The sequence below is a fragment of the Devosia sp. CN2-171 genome, assembly GCF_049354815.1.
Lineage (GTDB): Bacteria > Pseudomonadota > Alphaproteobacteria > Rhizobiales > Devosiaceae > Devosia_A.
The window spans coordinates 4,344,786-4,364,701 of record NZ_CP186479.1; the positions used below are offsets into that span (position 1 = coordinate 4,344,786).

Genomic DNA, 19,916 nt, shown 5'->3' on the forward strand with positions numbered 1-19,916 from the left:
GTGTTAGGCGTATCAGATGGCAAGGCAGACTAGCTGTCAAGTGGCTAGACCAGTAACCACGTTGGGATAAGTTGCCATGCGTCACGAGTTCGCTAGCATCAGCGCCAAGGGCGACGGCCAGTAGGGGTGATATGATCAGGCTTGAGGCTGTCTCAAATCGCAAACTATACATCCAGATCGCTGATCAGATCCGCGACCAGATTCTGGCTGGCGAGGTCAAACCAGGAGAGCAGCTTCCCTCGGAGCGCGACTTGGCCGCAAACCTCGGGGTCTCGCGACCAACGGTGCGCGAAGCGCTCATCGCGTTGGAGGTGGCTGGCCTCGTCGAGATACGGGTGGGCGTTGGCGCCTTCGTCCGCAGGCTGAAAAAGACCCAGAAGCGCCTGCCGGAACAGAGCCGCTCTCCGCTGGAGATCATGACCGTTCGGCTCCTGCTCGAGCCTGAGGCAACCGCGCTGGCCTGCCAGAAGATCGATGTGGCAGGAAAAGAGCGGCTGCAGGCGGTGATAGCCCGCATGAGGTCCGAAGCGAGTGAAGGCGAGTGGTCAACTGAAACCGACCGCGCCTTGCACATGACCATCGCTGACTACGCCGACAACGCCGTGCTGAGAGAGATTCTCGATCAGCTTTGGTCGATGAGATCGGAAGCGGTCGACAGCCGCTTTCACCAGCACCTTGCTGATATCAAAGAGGTACGAGAGCACATCCTTTCCGATCACGAACGCATCGTAGTTTGCATCGTCGACGCCGATTCAGAGGGCGCACGCGCTGCGATGACCGAGCACCTCGACTTTGTGTCCAGAACGATGCTCGATTCGTGGGAATAGCGCTCCGGGACGCTGGTGCATCGGTGCCAAAACGAAGGCCGCTCGAGTGTGCCGTGTCCGCTTTGGCCGAAAGCGGGCCTCGCTCTTTATGAAATCCTTACGCCCGCCCCACCCCTTCGCAATCGAACCCTGACGCGCTGAACGCGACATATCCGGCGATTTCACTCGTCGGAGTTCGACCATGCTCGATCTTGTCTTTCTGGCGCTCGGCGCCGGCATCCTCATGGCGCTCGGGTTCTATGCCCGCGCCATCGGCAAGCTTTGAGGCTCGCCATGTTCGAGCTCGTTCTCGGTATCGTCGTGGTGCTGGGGCTCGCGATCTACCTGATCGTAACGCTCGTCGCGCCCGAGCGGTTCTAGCGGAGATTTCCAATGACCCTTATGGGATGGCTGCAGATCGGCCTGATGGCTGTTGCGGTCCTGCTGGTGGTCAAGCCACTGGGCATTTACATGGCACGCGTCTTTAGCGGCGAGCGGACGCTGCTCTCGCCCGCGCTCGGGCCGGTGGAGCGGCTGTTCTACGGCGTCGCCGGCGTCGATCCGAAGAAGGAACAGGGCTGGCTCGGCTACACGCTCGCCATGCTCGCCTTCTCGATCGCGGGCTTCGTCTCGCTCTACCTGATCCTCAGGTTCCAGGATCTGTTGCCGCTCAACCCGCAGGGGTTTGCCGGCGTCGGGCCGGATCTTGCCTTCAACACGGCGGTGAGCTTCGTCACCAACACCAACTGGCAGTCCTATGCCGGCGAGGCGACGATGAGCAATTTCAGCCAGATGGCTGGGCTTGCCGTCCACAACTTCGTCTCGGCCGCCACCGGCATGGCGCTCGCCATGGCGCTGACACGGGCCTTTGCCCGCTCCGGCAGCGCCACGTTGGGCAATTTCTGGGTCGATCTGACCCGGGCGACGCTCTACGTGCTGATGCCCATCGCCATCCTCATCACCATTGCCTTCATGGCGCTGGGGCTGCCGCAAACGCTCGAGGGCTCGGTGGTCGCGACCACGCTTGAGGGGGCACAGCAGACCATCGCGCTGGGGCCGGTGGCGAGCCAGGAGGCGATCAAACAGTTGGGCACCAACGGCGGCGGCTTTTTCAACGCCAATGCCGCGCATCCGTTCGAGAACCCCAACGCCATCGCCAACTTCATCAACATATTCGCCATGCTGATGGTCACCTCGGCGCTGGTCTACACGTTCGGCGAGATCGTGAAGAACCGGCGCCAAGGCTGGGCCATCCTTTCTGCCATCGCCATCCTGCTCGTTGCCGGCGTCGGCCTCATCTACTGGGCCGAGACGTTCGGCAACCCGATCCTTTCGACGCTCGGCATCGATCCGGCCATGGGCAACATGGAGGGCAAGGAGGTCCGCTTTGGCCAGGCGCTGAGCGCGCTCTATGCGGCAGTCACCACCGGCATCTCCAACGGCGGCGTAAACGGCATGCTCGGCTCGCTCACCGCCCTCGGCGGGTTGGTGCCGCTGTTCCTGATCCAGCTGGGCGAGATCCTCCCCGGCGGCGTCGGGTCGGGTCTTTACGGCATGCTGGTGTTCTGCGTGCTGGCGGTGTTTGTCGCCGGCTTGATGGTCGGCCGCACGCCCGAGTTCCTGGGTAAGAAGATCGAGGCACGCGAAATGAAATACGCCATGATGGCGGTGCTCATCCTGCCGCTCTCCATCCTCGGTTTCACCGCCATCGCCGCGATCCTGCCCTTTGCCGTGTCCTCGATCGGCACCAGCGGTCCGCACGGGCTGAGCGAGATCCTCTATGCCTACTCCTCGGCGACCGGCAACAACGGGTCGGCCTTCGGCGGGCTTTCGGCCAACACGCCATGGTTCAACACCACCCTCGGCATCGCCATGCTGCTCGGCCGCTTCGCCTACGTCGTGCCGGTGATGGCGATTGCCGGCTCGCTGGTCACGAAGACTCGGGCGCCGGCATCTTCCGGTACCTTCCCCACCGACAGGCCGCTCTTCGTCGGGCTGCTCATCGGCATCATCCTCATCATGGGTGGGTTGCAGTTCTTCCCCGCGCTCGCCCTCGGCCCCATCGTCGAGCATTTCCTGATGCTCGCCGGCCAGTCCTTCTGAGGCGCCTCAAATGGCCACCAAAGCAAAAACCCTTTCAATCCTCGATCCGGCGCTGCTCGGGCCCGCCGCCATCGGCGCGGTCAAAAAGCTCGATCCGCGGCAACTGGTCCGCAACCCGGTGATCTTCGTCACCGAGATCGTGGCGCTCGTCGTCACCATCATGTTCGTCCGCGACCTGTTTGCATCGCCCGGCGAAGCCCTGTTCTCCGGCCAGATCGCCGCCTGGCTCTGGTTCACCGTGCTGTTCGCGACGTTCGCCGAGGCTGTCGCGGAGGGTCGTGGCAAGGCCCAGGCCGACAGCCTCCGCCGTACCAAGTCGCAGCTCGTGGCGAAGCGCCTCAAGTCCGGCGACTCGATGGCCTATGACACGGTGCCGGCAAGCGACCTGCGCGTCGGCAATGTCGTTCTCGTCGAGGCCAGGGACATGATCCCCGGCGACGGCGAGGTGATCGAAGGCGTCGCCTCGGTCAACGAGAGCGCCATCACCGGCGAATCCGCCCCGGTGATCCGCGAGTCTGGCGGCGATCGTTCGGCCGTCACCGGCGGCACCACGGTGCTGTCCGACTGGATCAAGGTGCGCATCTCGACCATGCCGGGCGAGACCTTCGTCGACCGGATGATCGCGCTGATCGAGGGCGCCAAGCGCCAGAAGACGCCCAACGAGATCGCGCTGTCGATCTTGCTCTCCGGCCTGACGCTGATCTTCCTCATCGCCGTGGCGACGCTCTCGGGCCTTGCCGCCTATTCCGGCACCATCGTCGGCATCACGGTGCTCGCGGCGCTGCTGGTGACGCTGATCCCCACCACCATTGGCGGCCTGCTCTCTGCCATCGGCATCGCTGGGATGGATCGACTGATCCGCTTCAACGTCATCGCCACGTCGGGCCGTGCGGTGGAGGCGGCGGGCGACGTCGACACGCTGCTGCTCGACAAGACCGGCACCATCACCTTCGGCAACCGCATGGCGACCGAGTTCATGCCGGTGCCCGGCGTCACCGAGCACGCGCTGGCCGAGGCCGCTCAGCTTGCCAGCCTAGCCGACGAGACGCCCGAGGGCCGCTCTATCGTGGCGCTCGCCAAATCCGATTTCGGTCTCGCCGACAAGGACGTCGTGGCCCTGGGCGGTATGCCGATCCGGTTCACCGCCGAGACACGCATCTCCGGCGTCGATCTCGGCGACCGCGCCATCCGCAAGGGCGCGGTGGACGCGATCCTGCGCTTCGCCAACCTCACCGCCGCCTCGGCACCGCCGGCTTTCAACGCAGCGGTCGAGGCGATCGCTCGCACCGGCGGCACCCCCCTGGCGGTCGCCAACGGTCATCAACTGCTCGGCGTTGTGCATCTGAAGGACGTGGTGAAGCCCGGTATCAAGGAGCGCTTCGCGGCGCTGCGCGCCATGGGCATCAAGACGGTGATGGTCACCGGCGACAATCCGACCACGGCGGCGGCTATCGCCTCGGAGGCAGGTGTCGATACCTTCCTCGCCGAGGCGACGCCCGAGCAGAAGCTCGACTACATTCGCAACGAGCAGAGGGGCGGCCGGCTGATCGCCATGTGCGGCGACGGTACCAATGACGCGCCGGCGCTCGCCCAGGCCGATGTCGGCGTCGCCATGCAGACCGGCACGCAGGCGGCGCGCGAAGCGGGCAACATGGTCGATCTCGACAGCAGCCCGACCAAGCTCATCGAAATCGTCGAGATCGGCAAGCAGATCCTGATGACCCGCGGCTCGCTCACCACGTTCTCGATCGCCAACGATATGGCGAAGTACTTCGCCATCATCCCGGCACTGTTCGTAGTGACCTACCCGCAGCTCAACGCGCTCAACATCATGGGCCTGAGCTCGCCCAGATCGGCGATCCTGAGCGCTATCATCTTCAACGCCCTGATCATCGTCGCGCTGATCCCGCTGGCGCTGCGCGGCGTCTCCTACAAGCCGGTGGGGGCAGCGGCGCTGCTGCGCCGGAACCTCCTCGTCTACGGCCTGGGCGGCCTGATCGTGCCGTTTGTCGGTATCAAGCTGGTCGACCTCGCCGTGTCGGCACTCCATCTGGTGTGAGGCAGAAAATGCTGCAGTTCATTCGTCCCGCAATCGTCATGACCGTGTTGTTCACGCTCCTCTGCGGCGTCGCCTATCCGCTGGCGATGACCGGCATCGGCCAGGCCGCCTTCCCGGCCGCAGCCAATGGCAGCCTCATCACCCGCGACGGCGTGGTCGTTGGTTCGGCGCTGATCGGGCAGGGGTTCAGCGACCCGAAGTACTTCTGGCCACGCCCATCCGCGGCAGGCGCCGGCTATGACGGGCTGAGCTCCTCGGGCTCGAACCTCGGCCCCACCAGCCGGAAGCTGAAGGACCGGATCACCGAGACTGTCGCCGCGATTGAGGGTACCGGTGTCACGACACCGCTCCCCGGCGACGCGGCGACTGCCTCGGGGTCAGGACTCGATCCCGATATCTCTCCCGCCTATGCTCGGCTGCAGGTTGAGCGCGTCGCCGCGGCGCGTTCGCTCCCGGCGGACAAGGTGGCCCAATTGGTCGAGCAGCAGATCGAAGCTCCGATGCTCGGCTTCATGGGCGAGGAAAGGGTCAATGTGCTGAAGCTCAACCTGGCGCTCGACGCATTGGCCGCCACTCCGATCAGCTGATGTCCACCCCCGACACCGAGCGGCGTGCGGACCCCGACGCACTGCTGGCTCTCACGGCCAGCAGTGAACGCGGCAAACTGACGGTATTTCTCGGTGCCGCGCCGGGAGTCGGCAAGACTTACTCGATGCTCAATCGTGCCCGGCGGCTCAGGACCGCCGGGGTCGACATCGTGATCGGCCTCGTCGAGACGCATGGCCGCGCCGAGACGGCTGCGCTGATCGAGGGCCTCGAAGTCCTGCCCCGCCGCAAGGTCGAGTATCGCGGGCACGTGCTCGAAGAGTTCGACATCGATGCCGGTCTCGCCCGCAAGCCGCAGATTCTCGTCGTCGACGAGATGGCGCATTCCAATGCCGAGGGCAGCCGCCACCCCAAGCGCTACCAGGATATCGCCGAGCTGCTACAGGCCGGCATCGATGTCTGGACCGCCCTCAACATCCAGCATCTCGAGAGCCTGTCCGACCTCGTCACCCGCATTTCCGGCGTCGAGGTGCGCGAGATCGTTCCCGATATCGCCTTGAAGAAGGCGGACGAGGTAATCCTCGTCGACCTGCCGCCGGCCGAACTGATCGAGCGGTTGAAGGAGGGCAAGGTCTACCTGCCCGAAAACGCCCAACGCGCCATCGAGGGCTTCTTCCGGCCCGCCAACCTCACCGCCCTGCGCGAACTGGCGCTGCGCCGCGCTGCCGACCGGGTCGACGACCAGATGGTCGATTTTCTGCGCCAGGGGGCGATCGAAGGCCCATGGGCGACGGCAGAGCGGCTGCTCGTGCTGGTGGGCAGCGACCCCCTGTCCGAGCGCGTTGTGCGCACCGCAAGCCGTCTGGCCTCCGGCCTCAACGCGCCGTGGACAGCCCTGTCGCTGGCGCGACCGGACGCTGCCACGGGCCCGGCCGAGTCCCAGCGTCTCGACGAGACGATGCGGCTCGCCGAACGGCTGGGCGCCACCACCATGCGCGTCACCGGCGAGGATTTCGTCACCGAGATCTTGCGTATCGCCCGCCGCGAGAACATCACCCAGATCGTCGTCGGCCGGCCGCGGCGATCACTGTTCGCGCGGCTGACGCACCGTGCTCTGCCCGACGAGTTGCTGGCGCGCTCGGGCGAGATCAATGTCCACATCGTTGCCGGCGAGGACGAGGAGGAGGGAGCCGAGGGCGGCTTCACCTTCCACAACCGCTCAACCCGCCGCTGGATCGAGACCCTGGCGCTCGCCACGGCCGCCGTGACGATCGCGACGCTCGTTGGCAAGTCGCTCACCACCTTCCTGCCGTTGCAAAACGTCTCGCTGCTCTATCTCGTGGCGGTCATCGTCTGCGGCGTGCTGAACGGCCGCGTGTCGGCCATTGTCGCCGCAGCGCTGTCGTTCCTCGCCTACAATTTCTTCTTCATCGAGCCGCTCTACACCTTCACCATTGCCCAGCCGCACGAGCTGTTCGGGCTGGTGGTGTTCCTCGCCGCCGCCATTCTGGGCGGCGAACTTGCCGGCCACATGCGCGAGCAGACGGAGCGGGCCCGCCGGCAGGAGCGGGCGACCCAGGCGCTCAACGAGTTCAGCCGTAAGCTCTCGGGCTCGGCCCGCCTCGACACGGTGCTCGAGGCCACCGCTGCCCACCTCTATGCCACCACTGGCATGGGTGCGGCCCTGCTGGTCCCGGAGGGGGCCGAGCTCGTCATCGGCAGCATCTGGCCGCCCGACCTCCAACTCGATGCCACCGACAGGACCGCGGCCCGCTGGGCATTCGAGAAGCAGGAGCCATCCGGCAAGGCCACAGGGACGCTGCCGCAGGTTCCCTGGTATTTCCGCCCGATCCTGCAGGGTCGGATCGCCATCGGTGTTCTCGGCCTGCTGCGGCCAGACGCCGGAGGGCCGCTGCTGCCCCACGAAGAGCAGCTGGTGCGCGGTGTGCTCGAGCAGACGGCAGTTGCCATCGACCGGGCGCGGTTGGCCCGCGAAAATGTCCGCACCGCGGCGCTCGAGGAGAGCGAAAGGCTCAACGCGGCGCTGTTCTCATCGCTCTCGCATGACTTGAAGACGCCGCTGGCCACCATTTCGGGCGCGGCGAGCAGCCTGCGCGAGCTGGGCGATCGCATGGATGCGGCGACCCGCGAGGACCTGCTGAGTTCGATCGAGGAGGAGGGTTCACGCCTCGGCCGCTTCGTCTCCAACCTGTTCGACATGACGCGCATCGAAGCCGGCACGCTCAAGCCGAAGCGCGATAGCATCGAAATCGCCGACGCCGTCAACGTTGCGGTCGAGCGGGCCCGCCGGCTATATCCAACCCATCAGTTCGAGCTCAGCCTCGCGGCCGATCTGCCGCCCGCGAAGGCAGATGGGAACCTGCTCGGCCAGGTGCTGTTCAACCTCATCGACAATGCTTGCAAGTATGGCGGTGAAGGCGCACCGGTTGCGCTGTTCGCGCGGCGTGAAGGCAACGAAGTGGTAATCTCGGTGACCGACCAGGGCAAGGGTATCCCGGAGGGCGATCTCGAGCGCATCTTCGAAAAATTCTACCGCCGCACTAAGACCGACGGTCGCGCGCCTGGTACCGGCCTCGGCCTCTCGATCGCCCGCGGCTTCGTCGTGGCCATGGGCGGCACGCTCGAGGCCGAGAGCCCGGCTGTCAAAAAGCGCGGCACGCGCTTTACGATCAGGCTCCCGGCCGACGGCGGGGCCCGCCCATGAGTGAAGGCCGCATCCTCGTCGTCGACGACGAGCCGCAGATCCACCGGTTCCTCAAGCCGGCGCTGATCGCTGCCGGCTATGACCCGATCGAGGCGCTCACCGCTGCGCAGGCCGAGCGGCTTGCCGCCACCGCTGCACCGGACCTGATGGTCCTTGACCTCGGCCTGCCGGACAAGGACGGCAAGGACGTGATCCGGTCCCTGCGCGGCTGGTCCAAGCTCCCTATCGTCGTGCTTTCTGCCCGAGACCGCGAGGCCGAAAAGATCGCGGCGCTCGACTTGGGCGCCGACGACTATGTCGAGAAGCCCTTTGGCATCGGCGAACTCCTCGCCCGCATCCGCACCGCCCTCCGCCGCCGCGATCCCGGCGCCTTGGCGGCGAGCCGCTACGAGGGTGATGGTCTCAGCATCGATTTCGCCCGCCGCTTGGTGTCTCGCGATGGCGAACCGGTGCATCTGACGCCCAAAGAATACGACCTCCTCACCCACATGGCCCGCCACTCGGGCCTAGTCCTGACCCACCGGCAGTTGCTGGGCACGGTGTGGGGGCCGGCGCACGTTGAAGATGTGCACTATCTGCGGGTGTTCATCGGTCAGTTGCGCACCAAGATCGAGCGTGACCCGACGCAGCCGCAACTGATCCGCACTGAGCCGGGCGTCGGCTACCGCTTCGCCGAGTGACCCGTTGGCGCCGAGCGGACGCCCCGCGGGCAACGCTGCCCCACTCGTGTGCGACGGTCAGAACTTGTTTCCGCTTCGTGACAAAAGATGTCGCAGGCTGCCCGCGGGATACTAATTTGTCGCTGGACGTTGCTGCCGTCGGGGCGGAAAAACCTGGCAGCAACTCTTTCTCAGGCAGCTGCCTCCAATTCACTATTGCTTAACCAGGCGAGATTCGTTGGGCGTTCCAGCTCGGCAGGCATTGCCGGGCTGGCGGCAGAATGTGCCGAGCTAAGACGCTGAAATTGAAACGTTATTTCAGCTTCTCGGCGCCTGAAGCGGTTTGCCCGCGCGTGTAAGGGACATCAAGCCCTTGGGGACGGACATGGCAGTAAGCGCTCAACGATCGACGAACGAGTTCGCAGCCGCGCCGACGCCGCCGGCCGATCAGGACGATCTGCTGCTCGGGCGCATTGCCCACGATGACGAACGCGCCTTTCGCACTTTGGTCGAACGCCATGTCGACCGTGCCTATGGCCTGGCGCTACGCATTCTCCGCAACGCCACCGACGCCGAAGACGTGGTGCAGGACACCATGCTCAAGGTATGGACCCAGCGTGGCAACTGGCAGCCGGGCAGGGCGCGTTTTTCCACCTGGCTCTACCGGGTGGTGACCAACCGCTGCCTCGATATCTGCCGCAAGCCGCGCACCACCGATATCGACGACGCCCCCGAGCCGATGGACGAGGCGCTCGATGCGCTGAGCGCCATCCACGCCGGCGAGGTCAACCTGTTGCTCGAGCGGGCGATGGGGCGGCTGCCCAATCAGCAGCGGATCGCGCTGATCCTCTCCTACAACGACGATCTGTCGAACCCCGAGATCGCCGAGATCATGCAGACCACGGTCATGGCGGTGGAGTCGCTCCTCAAGCGCGGGCGCCAGCAATTGCGGACGATCCTGATGGGTGTCGAGGCCGAGATCCGCGAGACGTTTACGAAGGCTTAAGCATAAGGCCATCGAGGCAAACATTTATTTCGCCTGACCTTGGAGGGGTCGGTCGTTCAACGGGCAGATGCGGTGGACTACCGCGTTCTCCATCCGGCGAAGTTCGGGTGGCCACCGGTATCTCAAGGAGTGAGACCCATGCCCGTGATTTCGACCAACATCGCCGCAAACTCGGCGGTGCGTTACCTCAACATCAACTCGGCCGATCAGACTTCTTCGCTGAGCAAGCTCGCCAGCGGCTCGCGCATCACCCAGGCGTCCGACGATGCTGCCGGCCTTGCCATTTCGACCCGCATCTCGTCGGACGTGACCGCGCTGACCCAGGCCGCGACCAACGCCTCGCACGGTATCTCGGTGCTGCAGACCGCCGATGGCGGCGCCTCGAACATCTCCGACATCTTGCAGCGCATGAAGTCGCTGGCCTCGCAGGCCTCGTCCGGTACCGTGACCGATACCGAGCGCGCCTATATCGACGCGGAATTCTCGCAGCTCATCGACGAAGTCGACGGCATCGCCACCGGCACCCGCTACAACGGCGAGTCACTGCTCGACGGCAGCTCGACCCAGTACAACGCCACCGGTATCGCCGTTATGGTGGGCTCGTCTGCTGCCGATACGATCACGCTGGCTCTCGCCTCGCTCGACTCCGCCTCGCTCGGCCTCACCAGCGGTTCGGCGGCCACCTCGGCCGAGTCCATCGTCGGTTCGGAGATTACCAGCATCGACGCCTCGGGTGGCGATATCACCTTCGACGTCAATGGCGAGACGGTGACGCTCGCTGCCACCGGCGGTGCCGCCGGCGATGGAATCTGGAGCGCGGACGCGATCGCCGGTGCCATCACCCAGGCGCTCGCCGCCGGCGGCGTGACGGACCTGACGGTGACCGCTGATGATGGCAAGCTGAGCTTCTCCAGCACCTCGACCGGTTCGACCTCCTATATCGAGATCAACAACTTCTCGGGCACCACCGCTGCCGACCTGGGGCTGACGACGACCGCCACCTACGGCGCCGATGCCACTACCGGCACCAGCCTGTCGGTTGCCACACAGACCGGCGCCGACGCCGCGCTGACCGCGCTCGATACCGCGATCGACCAGGTCTCGCAGGCCCGAGCCGATATCGGTGCGCTGGAATCGCGCTTCGGCTTCCGCTCCGAGCAGATCGCCACCAGCATCGAGAACCTGCAGGCGGCGAACTCGGCGATCATCGACACCGACGTTGCGGCGGAATCCTCCAAGCTCGCTTCCGCCAAGGTCAAGACCCAGGCCGCCGTCGCCGCCGCGGCGCAGGCCAGCCAGATGCCGCAGGATCTGCTGAAGCTGCTTCAGTAGTCCGCACCTCCGCAGCGGCTAAGAGGCGGGCCGGACGCCACCGGCCCGCCCGTTTCTTCCGGGGAAAGACGCATGGCTTCGGTCAGCAGCACCAGTACTACCGCCTCGCTGATCAGCGCGTCGACGAGCACGTCCACAACCTCGTCGACGTCGTCTACCACTGACACCTCCGAAATCGACTGGGACGGGCTGATCGAGGAAGCCGTCGCGGCCAAGTTGAGCAAGGCCGACTCGATCGATCTGAAGATCACCAGCAACGAGGCCAAGGCCGCAGCCTACGAAAGCGCGGCAGACCTCCTGACTACGATGCTCGAAGCAGCCAACGCGCTGCGCTCACCTTCCGGCACCGAGGGATCGTCCGACGACGTCTTCAACGGCCGCGCCGCGTACCTGACCGCCAACGGCGACGTCGATGCTTCGGCCACCCTCGCCGCGACCGTCGACAGCGGCACCACCACCGGCAGCTACGAGCTGGCCGTCACCCAGCTTGCCAAGGCGCACAAGGTGACGAGCGCCGCGGTCAGCACCAACTACACCGACCTCGGCTACGAGGGCACGATCTCGCTCGGCACTAGTGCCGGCGGCAGCGCCGATATCGAGATCACCACCGATATGTCGCTGGCCGAAATCGCCGAGGCGATCAATGCAACGTCCGGCACCACTGGGGTGAAGGCCAGCGTGCTCAACGTGTCGAGCTCCGGCTATCAGCTGGTGCTCTCGGGCAGCGCCACCGGCACGACCGTCACCGCCAGCGGCGATGTACTCGAAACGCTCGGTGTCATCGACGAGGAGGGGGCGTTCGCCGATGAGTTGCAGGCCGCCCAGAGCGCCATCTTCTCGGTCGACGGCATCGAGATCACCGGCACCACCAACGACATCGAGGACGTGATCGACGGGGTGACGCTGCACCTCTACCAGACGACATCGGACGGCAGCTCGATCACGCTGGAGGTCGGCACCGACCTGAGCGCGGTGAAGGATGCGATCGTCGCCCTGGTCGACGCCTACAACGCCTATCGCGACTACGCCTATGCCAACCAGCAGCTGCCGACCGACGACAATGCCGACACGACCGTGCTGTTCGGCGACTCGACCCTGCGCAACATCAACAGCGCCGTCGCCGACGCGCTCAACACGCGGATCGACTCCAACGCGCTGTCGCTGCTCGGCCTGACCTTCGACGCCTACAACAATCTCGAGCTCGACGAAGACGTGCTCGACGCGGCCTTGCTGTCCGATCTCGACGACATAGAGGCGCTTCTGAGCTTTCAGATGGAGAGCTCGTCCTCGAGCCTGATGCTGCTGCAGCGCGGCACGAGCGTGCCCGCCGATTTCTCCATGGACATCGTCACCGACAGCTCCGGTGCCATCACCTCGGTTTCCGTTGGCGGCGACAGCAGCCTCTTCACCGTGAGCGGGACCCGAATCATCGGCGCCACGGGCACGGCCCATGAGGGCTTCACCTTTGTCTATGCCGGCTCCTCAAGCACATCGGTCGACGTCTCGTTTTCGACTGGCATCGCCGAGCTGCTCTACAATGTCGCCGAGAAGGCGACCAACAACAGCAAGGGAACGCTTACCAACCTCGTCTCCGAACTCGAGGACACCAATACGACGCTCGACGCCAAGAGCGACGACATCCGCGAACGGGCCGAGACCTACCGGACCAACCTGACCAACCGCTACGCGAACTATCAGGCGGCCATCGAGACGGCCAATTCCATGCTCGACTACCTCGAAACCCTCCTCGATACCTGGAACAGCACTTCATGACGCAAAACCTGGCGCACGCCATCGGCGCCTATCGCGTGGCCGCTACGCAGGTTCACCCGCTCGTCGCCGTGGTGAAGCTTTTCGACGAAACCCTGCGGCGGATCGCGCTGACGATTTCCAGCATCGAGGAGAAGCGTCACGAGGACGCTTATGTCCATGTCTCGCGGGCCTCGCTGATCCTGCGGGGGCTCGCCGGAAACCTGAACTTCGAGGTCGGCCGGGACGTCGCCGAGACGCTGAAGCAGACATATGTCAGCAACATGATTGCGCTTCATACCGCCTACGGTAAGAAGGACGCCGTGGCCCGCTACCGCAAGATCCGGTCCGGGCTGCTCGAGCTGCGCAACGCCTGGGCTACTGTCGCCGGGATGTCCCAGCTCGATCGCTAGGCGAACCGCGGCTACCCCCGACGGATCGTCCGGAGGGGTTATGGCGGAGTTCACCATCACCGAGCTGGAAGCGGCGCTCGACCGGCATGGCGCCGATGTCGAACGCTGGCCTACGGACCTGCGTGTGGCAGCCCTCCAACTCATCGCCAACAGCGAGATGGCGCGCGGGATAGTTGAGCGCGCCCAGTCGATTGAACGCACCCTGCGCCAGCCGCCCAAGGCGCCCCGGGACCTCGCCGATCGCATCGTTTCGGAAGCACTGCGCCAGTCGCCGCCCAAGCCCCGGTCCAGGCCCAAGCGCTGACCGAGATTTTTCGCGGCATCACCGCCTGAAAATCCGGCCCCGGCCGTTTCAATTCCATCACAGCACGTGACGACGTTGAAACAATCGCTCCGGTTCGAAGGCCCGACACGGCCGGCTCCGGACATGCCCGAGGCTTGCCATGAGCATCTCATCCGTATCGTCGGCGACGACCTACGCAACGACCAGTGCGTCGAGCAGCTCGAGCACGAGCAGTTTCAGCGCCGATGACTTCCTCTCGCTGCTCGTCGAGCAGCTGCAGAACCAGGACCCGCTCAATCCCACCGACACCAGTGAGATCATGAGCCAGATGGTCTCCTTCGCCAGCTACCAGCAGCAGGCCGAAAGCAATACCGCCCTCTCTGAGATCTCCTCGACGCTGAATTCCATCGCGTCGGCCCTCGACATCTCCGTCTGAGGCCCGCGCCATGTCCCTGTCCGGCGCCATCAACTCGGCAATCAGTGCACTCAACGCGCAGAGCACTGCCCTGGCCCTTGTCTCCAACAACCTCGCGAACACCTCGACAATCGGCTACAAGACAACATCCGCCAGCTTCACTTCGCTCCTCGCCGGCGTCGGCGACACGGCTTCCGCAGCCTCGGGTGGGGTGCTGGCGACGGCCGTGTCCAACGTTTCGCAGCAGGGGCTGCTGACGACATCGTCGGTGAGCACCAACATGGCGATCTCGGGCAGCGGCTTCTTCACCGTTGCCTCCTCGCTCGACGATGGCGGCGTCTACTACACCCGCAACGGTGAGTTCAGCGTCGACTCGGACGGGTACCTCGTCAACAACGGCTATTACCTCCAGGGCTGGGCCACCGATGCCGATGGCAACATCATCGGCAGCGCCACCTCGAACAACCTGACGGCGATCGACACGGACTCGGTGGCGACTATTGCCGCGCCGACGACCGAAATGTCGATGGTGGTGAACCTGCCGGCCGATGCCGCCGTGGGCGACACCTTCACCTCGTCGGTCGAGGTGTTCGACTCACTCGGCACAGCCGCGAACTCCACCGTCACCTGGACCAAGACCGGCGAGAACGAGTGGACCGCCGCCTTCTCCGACCCCGTGCTCTCCTCGGACGGCACGACTGCGATCGGCACGGTCAGCAGCGACCCGATCACCATCACCTTCAACACCGACGGCACTCTCGGCAGCACCGATCCCAGCCCGGCGACGCTGTCGATCACCGACTGGACGACGGGCGCAGCCGACAGCGCCGTAGCCATCGACATGGGTGATGCCGGAAGCGCCACCGGCCTCAGCCAATACTCGACCGGCAGCGAGACGCCGACCGTCGATCTCGTCGCCACGCAGGATGGCGTCGCGATGGGCAGCCTCACCGGCATCGAGATCGGCGACGACGGCACGGTGAGCGGGGTCTACGACAACGGCATGACCCGGGCGCTCTACAAGATCCCGGTCACCACCTTCACCAACGACAACGGCCTGCACGCCATGAGCGGCGGCATCTACCAGTCCACCACCGACTCGGGTGCGGGCACGCTCCGCCTCTCGGGCACCAACGGCGCCGGCACCATCTATGGCGGCCAGCTCGAGCTCAGCACGGCCGACACCAATACCGAGTTCGCAAAGATGATGGCGGCCCAGCAGGCCTATTCCGGTGCGGCGCAGATCGTCACTACCGCCAAGAGCATGTTCGATACGCTGATCTCGGCCGTCAGATGAGTGACACGCTGGCCCCGCTCCTCAACGAACTGAAGCGCCTCGAGCGCGCGACCGTCGCCGGTCGCGCCGATGCGATCGCTCTCATCCACGAGGTGCAGGAGCTGCGGGCCCGGCTCGTCGCGGCACGCGACGGGGTCGGCGCCGAGATAGAAACCGTCCAGCGCGGCATCGCCGCCTTCAACGCCTACGGGCAGACCGCAAGGAGACCCTGATGTCCATGGGGACCGCCAAATTCAGCCTGCCCGCCGCCGCGACCAAACTGGCCCAGATGATCAGCCTGCTCGACGAGCTGCACGAGGTCGTCGGTGCCGAGAACCGCCTGCTCGCGACCGGCTTGCCGGCCTCACTGGCGCAGACCGTGGCGCGGAAGACCGAACTGGCCAACCAGCTCGACGGTTGGCTCGACGTCATGCGGCGCGGCGAACTGGTCGACGAAGTGTCCGGCCCCGAGGACCTGGCGCTGCTGATCTCCAAGCTCCACAGCCTCCGGGCGTTGATGGGCGAGAACACCGTGCGCATCAAACGCTCGATGGAAGCGACCCGCCACCGCATCGACGGCATCATGCTCGCCCTGCGCAGCGACAGTCGCTCCACCGGCTATGGTGCCGACAGCCTGATGAAGCGGCCGGCCAACGAGGCGGCTCCGAGCCGGCTCGCCTGAGGCCGGCCGATGTCCTTTGCCGCCATCCGCTCGATTGCCACCAGCGCCTTGATGGCGTCGCAGGTGCGGATGCAGGTCGCCTCGACCAACATCGCCAACGCGGATGTCGCCGGCTACACCAAGAAGACCACGGTGCAGATCGCGACGGCCAGCACCGGTGCGGGTACCGGCACCGTGGTCACGGCGGTGACCAGCGAGGTCGACAAGTACCTGCTGGCTGACGTCGTCAGCGCCGCCTCGGCCCTCGGCGCGGCCGATGTCACTGACGCGAAGGCGGATGCGCTGCAGGCGCTGTTCGGCTCGACCACCAGCAGCAGCGGCACCGGCACTTCGATCGCCGACACCATTACTTCGCTGCAGACTGCGCTGACCTCGCTTGCCGGCACGGCTGAGAGCGGCACGCTCAACAGTCTCGCCGTTTCGAGCCTCGACGCGGTGGCGTCCGAACTGCGCGAGTTGAGTGCGGGCGTCCAGGGCCTGCGCGCCGATGCCGACAGCCAGATCGCCGATGCGGTGGATGTCGCCAACACCGCACTCGACACCATCGCCGCGCTGAACGAGCAGATCGTTGCCGCCAAGGCGCTCGGTCAATCGACCGCCGATCTCGAGGATACGCGCAACAACGCGCTCGAAACGTTGGGCGGCGTGCTCGATGTCTCCTACATCGTCAAGGCCAATGGCGAGATGCGGGTCTCGACCACCTCGGGAACCGCGTTGGTCGACAGCGCAGTGCATCACCTAAGCTATACGCCGGCTGCGGTGGTTACCGACGACACGGTGTTCGCCGGCATCACGGTGAGCGGCAAAGACGTCAGCAGCGAGATCGGCTCGGGCGCCATCGGCGCACTGCTCGAACAGCGCGATGACGTGCTGCCGGGCGTCCAGTCGGCGCTCGATGCGCTCGCCGGCCAACTGATCGATACGCTGAACGCCGCCTACAATACCGGCTCGAGCCTGCCGCCGCCAACGACGCTGACCGGCACCACGGCGGTCGCCGGCGCCGACCCATTGAACGCCACCGGTACGTTGCGCGTCGCGACCACCGACAGCGACGGCAACATCGTCTCCCACGCCGATCTCGACCTCTCAGGCATCGCCACCATGGACGACCTCGTCACGGCGCTGAACGGCATCGACGGGATCAGCGCCAGCATCGCCTCGGGCACACTGGTGATCACCTCGACCGATGGCAACGGCATCGCCATTGCCGATATCGACAGCAGCGTCGATAGCGCCGGCTTTTCCGACTATTTTGGGCTCAACGACCTGCTTGTTGGCAGCGATGCAGGCTCGATCCGCGTCCGTTCGGACATCCTCGCCGGCACGACGGCCTTCGCCACTGCAACGCTCGACACGTCGGGCACGCCAGATGTCGGCGACGCCGTGCTGAACCATTCGGGCACGTTCGTGCAGTCGCTCGAAACGGCGATGGCCGCCGACAGCTCCTACGCGGCGACCGGCGGGATTCGCGCGTCCTCGACCGATCTCGCTGGCTACGCCGCGCTGATCGTCTCGGACGCCGCCAGCAAGGCCAGCAGTGCCGCGACCGCGCTCGAGACGAAGCAATCGACCTACGACACCGCCTCCGACGCGCTGACCTCGTCGACCGGCGTCAATGTCGATGAGGAATCGGCCCGGCTCAGCGAGCTCGAGCAATACTACTCGGCCGCGGCGCAGCTTCTCGATACGCTGAACGCCATGTTCGATGCGCTGCTCTCGGCGGCGAGGTCGTAGCGATGGCGATGCGCGTTGCCACCTTCGCCAGCCACGAGCGCATGCTCAAGGTCGCGATGACGACGCAGGCGCGCATGGCCGAACTGCAGCTGCAGCAGGCGAGCGGCAGCATCTCGACCGATTATTCCGGCCTTGGCGCGTCGTCGAAGCAGCTGTTCGACCTCGAAGCCAGCCGCAAGGTCTCGCAGTCCTATTCGGACGCCGCGAGCGAGGCGGTCAATCGCATCGAGGTGATGTATTCGACGCTCTCGAGCATCACCGACGTGCTCACCGACTTTCGCGCGCAGCTGACCACCGCGATGAGCACCGACGGCGGCGAAACCGGGCTCGCGAGCCTTGCGACCACGGCGGAGGGCTACTTCGAGGAACTGGCCTCGCTGCTCAACACCACCTACGAGGGCCGATATCTGTTCTCGGGCGAAGCGACACAGACGGCGCCGGTAGACCTGACCGGTTACCTGGCCGATGCCGATACCGCTTCGACCAGCTACTACGCCGGCAGCATCGATGTCGCCGCAGTGAAGATCTCGCGCAACCAGACCATCAGCTATGGGGTAACGGCTGACAACACCGCCTTCGAGCAGGCCTTCCGCGCGCTCTCGATCATCGCGGATGGGCCGGCGCTCGACTCGGAAACCCTGGAGCAGTCCTACGCACTCGTCGTCTCGGCGCTCGATGCGGCGATCGAGGTGCAGAGCGGGCTCTCGGTCAAAAGCGCGACGCTCGAGCGGGCGGTGGAACGCGCGGCGGACCAGGACAGCATGTACGAGGCGATGATCAGCCAGCTGCGCGACGCCGACGTCACCGAGATCACGGTGAAGCTCACCAGCTACGAAACCCAACTCGAGGCCTCCTACGCGGCAATCGCCAAGCTCCAGGGCCTCTCCCTCGTGGACTACCTGTCATGACATTGAGACTGACTTTGAAACCGGGTGAGGCCGTGCTGATCGGCACCACGCGCCTGACCGTGGTCTCGCGGGGGCCGTGCACGGTGATCCTCGAGGGTAATGCGCCCGTAATGCGGGCCGCCGAGTGTATCGACGAGGCGGAGGCGACCGATCCACTGTCGCGCTACCGCTACGTGCTACAGGAGATTTATCTGCGCAACGACCTGCAAAGCTTGCTGCTGGAGTACATCACCGCGGCCTCGCGCCTCATAGCGGCGCAGCCGGAAATGCTGGGGTTGGTCGAACGAGCCAACGCGTACCTGCAGGAGGGTGCCCTGTGGGAGGCGGTGCGGCTGGGGCGATATGCGGGGCGTGGCGGCACGGAATCCACGCGCCGCGCTGCGCTCACTGAGCCTACCCCTATGCCGGCCCGCGAGCGCGCCAACTGACTCTCGCGCAGGCATGCGGCTATGCGCAGGGCAGCATTGCCAATTGTTCATTTGACCGCAATTTGCCGCCAAGGCATAACTTGCACATTGTGCAAATTATGCACGTTGGGCAACAAACCGTGCTAAGTCTGAGGGAACGCCGCAAACTTGAAACGAGCGCGCTGATTCAGCGTGCTGCGCTTGAGCTCGCCCGCGACCATGGGGTCGAAGGCGTAACTATCGAGGCGATCTGCGAGGCGGCCGGCGTCAGCCAGCGCACCTTCCACAACTACTTTCCCTTCAAGGAAGCAGTGTTCGTCGTCGCGCCCGAGCCTCTGCCGCCGGCCGCGGTCGAGAAATTCTTGTCGGCGCCTGGCGACCTGATGGCCGACGTCACCGACCTGATGGTGGCGCACGCCGCGGAACTGCAGAAAAAGCGCTGGCTGACCACGCTCGTCCTTCGTGACGTTGCACGGCTTCATCCGCGCCTGATTCCGTTGCAGATGGCCGAGTTCTTCAAGTTTGATCGCCAGATTAAGGAAGTCCTTGCCGTCCGACTCGGATTTGCGGCTGATCACCCGTCCTGTTCCGCACTAGCCGGTGCCGTGCTGGGGGCCAACCGTTCTACCGTCGACCGATGGCTGGAAGACCCGGATCTTTACCTGCCAGATGCCATTCGCGCCGGCCTCGACGCGATGACCAGCCTCGTGCGCCAACCGAAAATCGCTTCGCCAGGGGACCCCGCCACCGGGCCCTCGGGCTGACGCCCCGCGTCCCGGGCCGCCTCGGCGAGCCTGGGGCGCGGGCAATCCA

20 protein-coding genes and 1 pseudogene are annotated in these 19,916 nt (G+C 65.4%); all 21 read left to right on the forward strand.

What is annotated here, in order from left to right:
* The first annotated feature begins 131 nt into the window (after positions 1-131).
* The 21 genes and pseudogenes from ACOYW5_RS21410 (at position 132) to ACOYW5_RS21510 (ending at position 19,867) form a co-directional block, all read left to right on the forward strand.
* Positions 132-827 carry a FadR/GntR family transcriptional regulator gene (locus ACOYW5_RS21410; RefSeq protein WP_423066902.1) on the forward strand — a complete coding sequence of 232 codons (696 nt, stop codon included), beginning with the start codon at positions 132-134 and terminating at the stop codon, positions 825-827.
* Positions 828-1,088: 261 nt separating this feature from the next.
* The gene (locus tag ACOYW5_RS21415; protein ID WP_423066903.1) at positions 1,089-1,187 is read left to right on the forward strand and encodes a potassium-transporting ATPase subunit F; all 99 of its coding nucleotides are present in this window, start codon (positions 1,089-1,091) and stop codon (positions 1,185-1,187) included.
* A gap of 12 nt (positions 1,188-1,199) precedes the next feature.
* Positions 1,200-2,909, forward strand: a complete 1,710-nt coding sequence (gene kdpA / locus ACOYW5_RS21420) for a potassium-transporting ATPase subunit KdpA (protein WP_423066904.1) — start codon at positions 1,200-1,202, stop codon at positions 2,907-2,909.
* A 10-nt stretch (positions 2,910-2,919) separates the two neighbouring features.
* Complete coding sequence (kdpB, locus tag ACOYW5_RS21425; RefSeq protein ID WP_423066905.1) at positions 2,920-4,968, forward strand: potassium-transporting ATPase subunit KdpB; 2,049 nt, start codon at positions 2,920-2,922, stop codon at positions 4,966-4,968.
* Between the two features lie 8 nt (positions 4,969-4,976).
* On the forward strand, positions 4,977-5,555 hold the full coding sequence (gene kdpC / locus ACOYW5_RS21430; protein ID WP_423066906.1) for a potassium-transporting ATPase subunit KdpC: 579 nt from the start codon (positions 4,977-4,979) through the stop codon (positions 5,553-5,555).
* Positions 5,555-8,239 carry an ATP-binding protein gene (locus ACOYW5_RS21435; RefSeq protein WP_423066907.1) on the forward strand — a complete coding sequence of 895 codons (2,685 nt, stop codon included), beginning with the start codon at positions 5,555-5,557 and terminating at the stop codon, positions 8,237-8,239. Before kdpC ends, ACOYW5_RS21435 begins: the two co-directional genes overlap by 1 nt.
* Positions 8,236-8,919: a response regulator gene (locus ACOYW5_RS21440; RefSeq protein WP_423066908.1), complete on the forward strand. Its 684-nt coding sequence runs from the start codon at positions 8,236-8,238 to the stop codon at positions 8,917-8,919. The genes ACOYW5_RS21435 and ACOYW5_RS21440 overlap by 4 nt, the downstream gene beginning before the upstream one ends.
* A gap of 364 nt (positions 8,920-9,283) precedes the next feature.
* On the forward strand, positions 9,284-9,904 hold the full coding sequence (locus tag ACOYW5_RS21445; protein WP_423066909.1) for an RNA polymerase sigma factor: 621 nt from the start codon (positions 9,284-9,286) through the stop codon (positions 9,902-9,904).
* A 138-nt stretch (positions 9,905-10,042) separates the two neighbouring features.
* Positions 10,043-10,648, forward strand: a pseudogene (locus ACOYW5_RS21450) (flagellin); the annotation flags it as partial.
* A 135-nt stretch (positions 10,649-10,783) separates the two neighbouring features.
* The gene (locus tag ACOYW5_RS21455; RefSeq protein ID WP_423069526.1) at positions 10,784-11,236 is read left to right on the forward strand and encodes a flagellin; all 453 of its coding nucleotides are present in this window, start codon (positions 10,784-10,786) and stop codon (positions 11,234-11,236) included.
* Positions 11,237-11,308: 72 nt separating this feature from the next.
* The gene (fliD, locus tag ACOYW5_RS21460; RefSeq protein ID WP_423066910.1) at positions 11,309-13,009 is read left to right on the forward strand and encodes a flagellar filament capping protein FliD; all 1,701 of its coding nucleotides are present in this window, start codon (positions 11,309-11,311) and stop codon (positions 13,007-13,009) included.
* A complete protein-coding gene (gene fliS / locus ACOYW5_RS21465) occupies positions 13,006-13,398 on the forward strand; it encodes a flagellar export chaperone FliS (protein WP_423066911.1) in 393 nt (130 codons plus the stop codon). Before fliD ends, fliS begins: the two co-directional genes overlap by 4 nt.
* Positions 13,399-13,438: 40 nt before the next feature.
* On the forward strand, positions 13,439-13,702 hold the full coding sequence (locus tag ACOYW5_RS21470; protein WP_423066912.1) for a hypothetical protein: 264 nt from the start codon (positions 13,439-13,441) through the stop codon (positions 13,700-13,702).
* A 139-nt stretch (positions 13,703-13,841) separates the two neighbouring features.
* Positions 13,842-14,117 (forward strand): flagellar hook capping FlgD N-terminal domain-containing protein, encoded by a 276-nt coding sequence (locus ACOYW5_RS21475; RefSeq protein WP_423066913.1) that lies wholly within the window; start codon positions 13,842-13,844, stop codon positions 14,115-14,117.
* A gap of 10 nt (positions 14,118-14,127) precedes the next feature.
* Positions 14,128-15,393, forward strand: a complete 1,266-nt coding sequence (flgE, locus tag ACOYW5_RS21480) for a flagellar hook protein FlgE (RefSeq protein ID WP_423066914.1) — start codon at positions 14,128-14,130, stop codon at positions 15,391-15,393.
* Entirely contained in the window at positions 15,390-15,605 is a 216-nt protein-coding gene (locus ACOYW5_RS21485) for a hypothetical protein (RefSeq protein WP_423066915.1), read from the forward strand. The genes flgE and ACOYW5_RS21485 overlap by 4 nt, the downstream gene beginning before the upstream one ends.
* Positions 15,605-16,054: a hypothetical protein gene (locus ACOYW5_RS21490; RefSeq protein ID WP_423066916.1), complete on the forward strand. Its 450-nt coding sequence runs from the start codon at positions 15,605-15,607 to the stop codon at positions 16,052-16,054. The genes ACOYW5_RS21485 and ACOYW5_RS21490 overlap by 1 nt, the downstream gene beginning before the upstream one ends.
* A gap of 9 nt (positions 16,055-16,063) precedes the next feature.
* On the forward strand, positions 16,064-17,788 hold the full coding sequence (flgK, locus tag ACOYW5_RS21495; protein WP_423066917.1) for a flagellar hook-associated protein FlgK: 1,725 nt from the start codon (positions 16,064-16,066) through the stop codon (positions 17,786-17,788).
* 2 nt (positions 17,789-17,790) lie between these two features.
* Positions 17,791-18,696 carry a flagellin gene (locus ACOYW5_RS21500; protein WP_423066918.1) on the forward strand — a complete coding sequence of 302 codons (906 nt, stop codon included), beginning with the start codon at positions 17,791-17,793 and terminating at the stop codon, positions 18,694-18,696.
* Positions 18,693-19,124: a flagellar biosynthesis repressor FlbT gene (locus tag ACOYW5_RS21505; protein ID WP_423066919.1), complete on the forward strand. Its 432-nt coding sequence runs from the start codon at positions 18,693-18,695 to the stop codon at positions 19,122-19,124. The genes ACOYW5_RS21500 and ACOYW5_RS21505 overlap by 4 nt, the downstream gene beginning before the upstream one ends.
* A gap of 98 nt (positions 19,125-19,222) precedes the next feature.
* The gene (locus ACOYW5_RS21510; RefSeq protein ID WP_423069527.1) at positions 19,223-19,867 is read left to right on the forward strand and encodes a TetR/AcrR family transcriptional regulator; all 645 of its coding nucleotides are present in this window, start codon (positions 19,223-19,225) and stop codon (positions 19,865-19,867) included.
* Positions 19,868-19,916: the final 49 nt, after the last annotated feature.

Excerpts from the sequence above, each read along its gene's own strand:
- ACOYW5_RS21475 (WP_423066913.1), top strand. The coding sequence starts at position 13,842 with ATGAGCATCTCATCCGTATCGTCGGCGACGACCTACGCAACGACCAGT.
- flgE (WP_423066914.1), top strand. The coding sequence starts at position 14,128 with ATGTCCCTGTCCGGCGCCATCAACTCGGCAATCAGTGCACTCAACGCG.
- ACOYW5_RS21435 (WP_423066907.1), top strand. The coding sequence starts at position 5,555 with ATGTCCACCCCCGACACCGAGCGGCGTGCGGACCCCGACGCACTGCTG.
- ACOYW5_RS21490 (WP_423066916.1), top strand. The coding sequence starts at position 15,605 with ATGTCCATGGGGACCGCCAAATTCAGCCTGCCCGCCGCCGCGACCAAA.
- ACOYW5_RS21505 (WP_423066919.1), top strand. The coding sequence starts at position 18,693 with ATGACATTGAGACTGACTTTGAAACCGGGTGAGGCCGTGCTGATCGGC.
- kdpC (WP_423066906.1), top strand. The coding sequence starts at position 4,977 with ATGCTGCAGTTCATTCGTCCCGCAATCGTCATGACCGTGTTGTTCACG.
- ACOYW5_RS21500 (WP_423066918.1), top strand. The coding sequence starts at position 17,791 with ATGGCGATGCGCGTTGCCACCTTCGCCAGCCACGAGCGCATGCTCAAG.
- kdpB (WP_423066905.1), top strand. The coding sequence starts at position 2,920 with ATGGCCACCAAAGCAAAAACCCTTTCAATCCTCGATCCGGCGCTGCTC.
- ACOYW5_RS21485 (WP_423066915.1), top strand. The coding sequence starts at position 15,390 with ATGAGTGACACGCTGGCCCCGCTCCTCAACGAACTGAAGCGCCTCGAG.
- ACOYW5_RS21410 (WP_423066902.1), top strand. The coding sequence starts at position 132 with ATGATCAGGCTTGAGGCTGTCTCAAATCGCAAACTATACATCCAGATC.
- kdpA (WP_423066904.1), top strand. The coding sequence starts at position 1,200 with ATGACCCTTATGGGATGGCTGCAGATCGGCCTGATGGCTGTTGCGGTC.
- fliS (WP_423066911.1), top strand. The coding sequence starts at position 13,006 with ATGACGCAAAACCTGGCGCACGCCATCGGCGCCTATCGCGTGGCCGCT.
- ACOYW5_RS21440 (WP_423066908.1), top strand. The coding sequence starts at position 8,236 with ATGAGTGAAGGCCGCATCCTCGTCGTCGACGACGAGCCGCAGATCCAC.
- flgK (WP_423066917.1), top strand. The coding sequence starts at position 16,064 with ATGTCCTTTGCCGCCATCCGCTCGATTGCCACCAGCGCCTTGATGGCG.
- fliD (WP_423066910.1), top strand. The coding sequence starts at position 11,309 with ATGGCTTCGGTCAGCAGCACCAGTACTACCGCCTCGCTGATCAGCGCG.
- ACOYW5_RS21470 (WP_423066912.1), top strand. The coding sequence starts at position 13,439 with ATGGCGGAGTTCACCATCACCGAGCTGGAAGCGGCGCTCGACCGGCAT.
- ACOYW5_RS21510 (WP_423069527.1), top strand. The coding sequence starts at position 19,223 with ATGCACGTTGGGCAACAAACCGTGCTAAGTCTGAGGGAACGCCGCAAA.
- ACOYW5_RS21445 (WP_423066909.1), top strand. The coding sequence starts at position 9,284 with ATGGCAGTAAGCGCTCAACGATCGACGAACGAGTTCGCAGCCGCGCCG.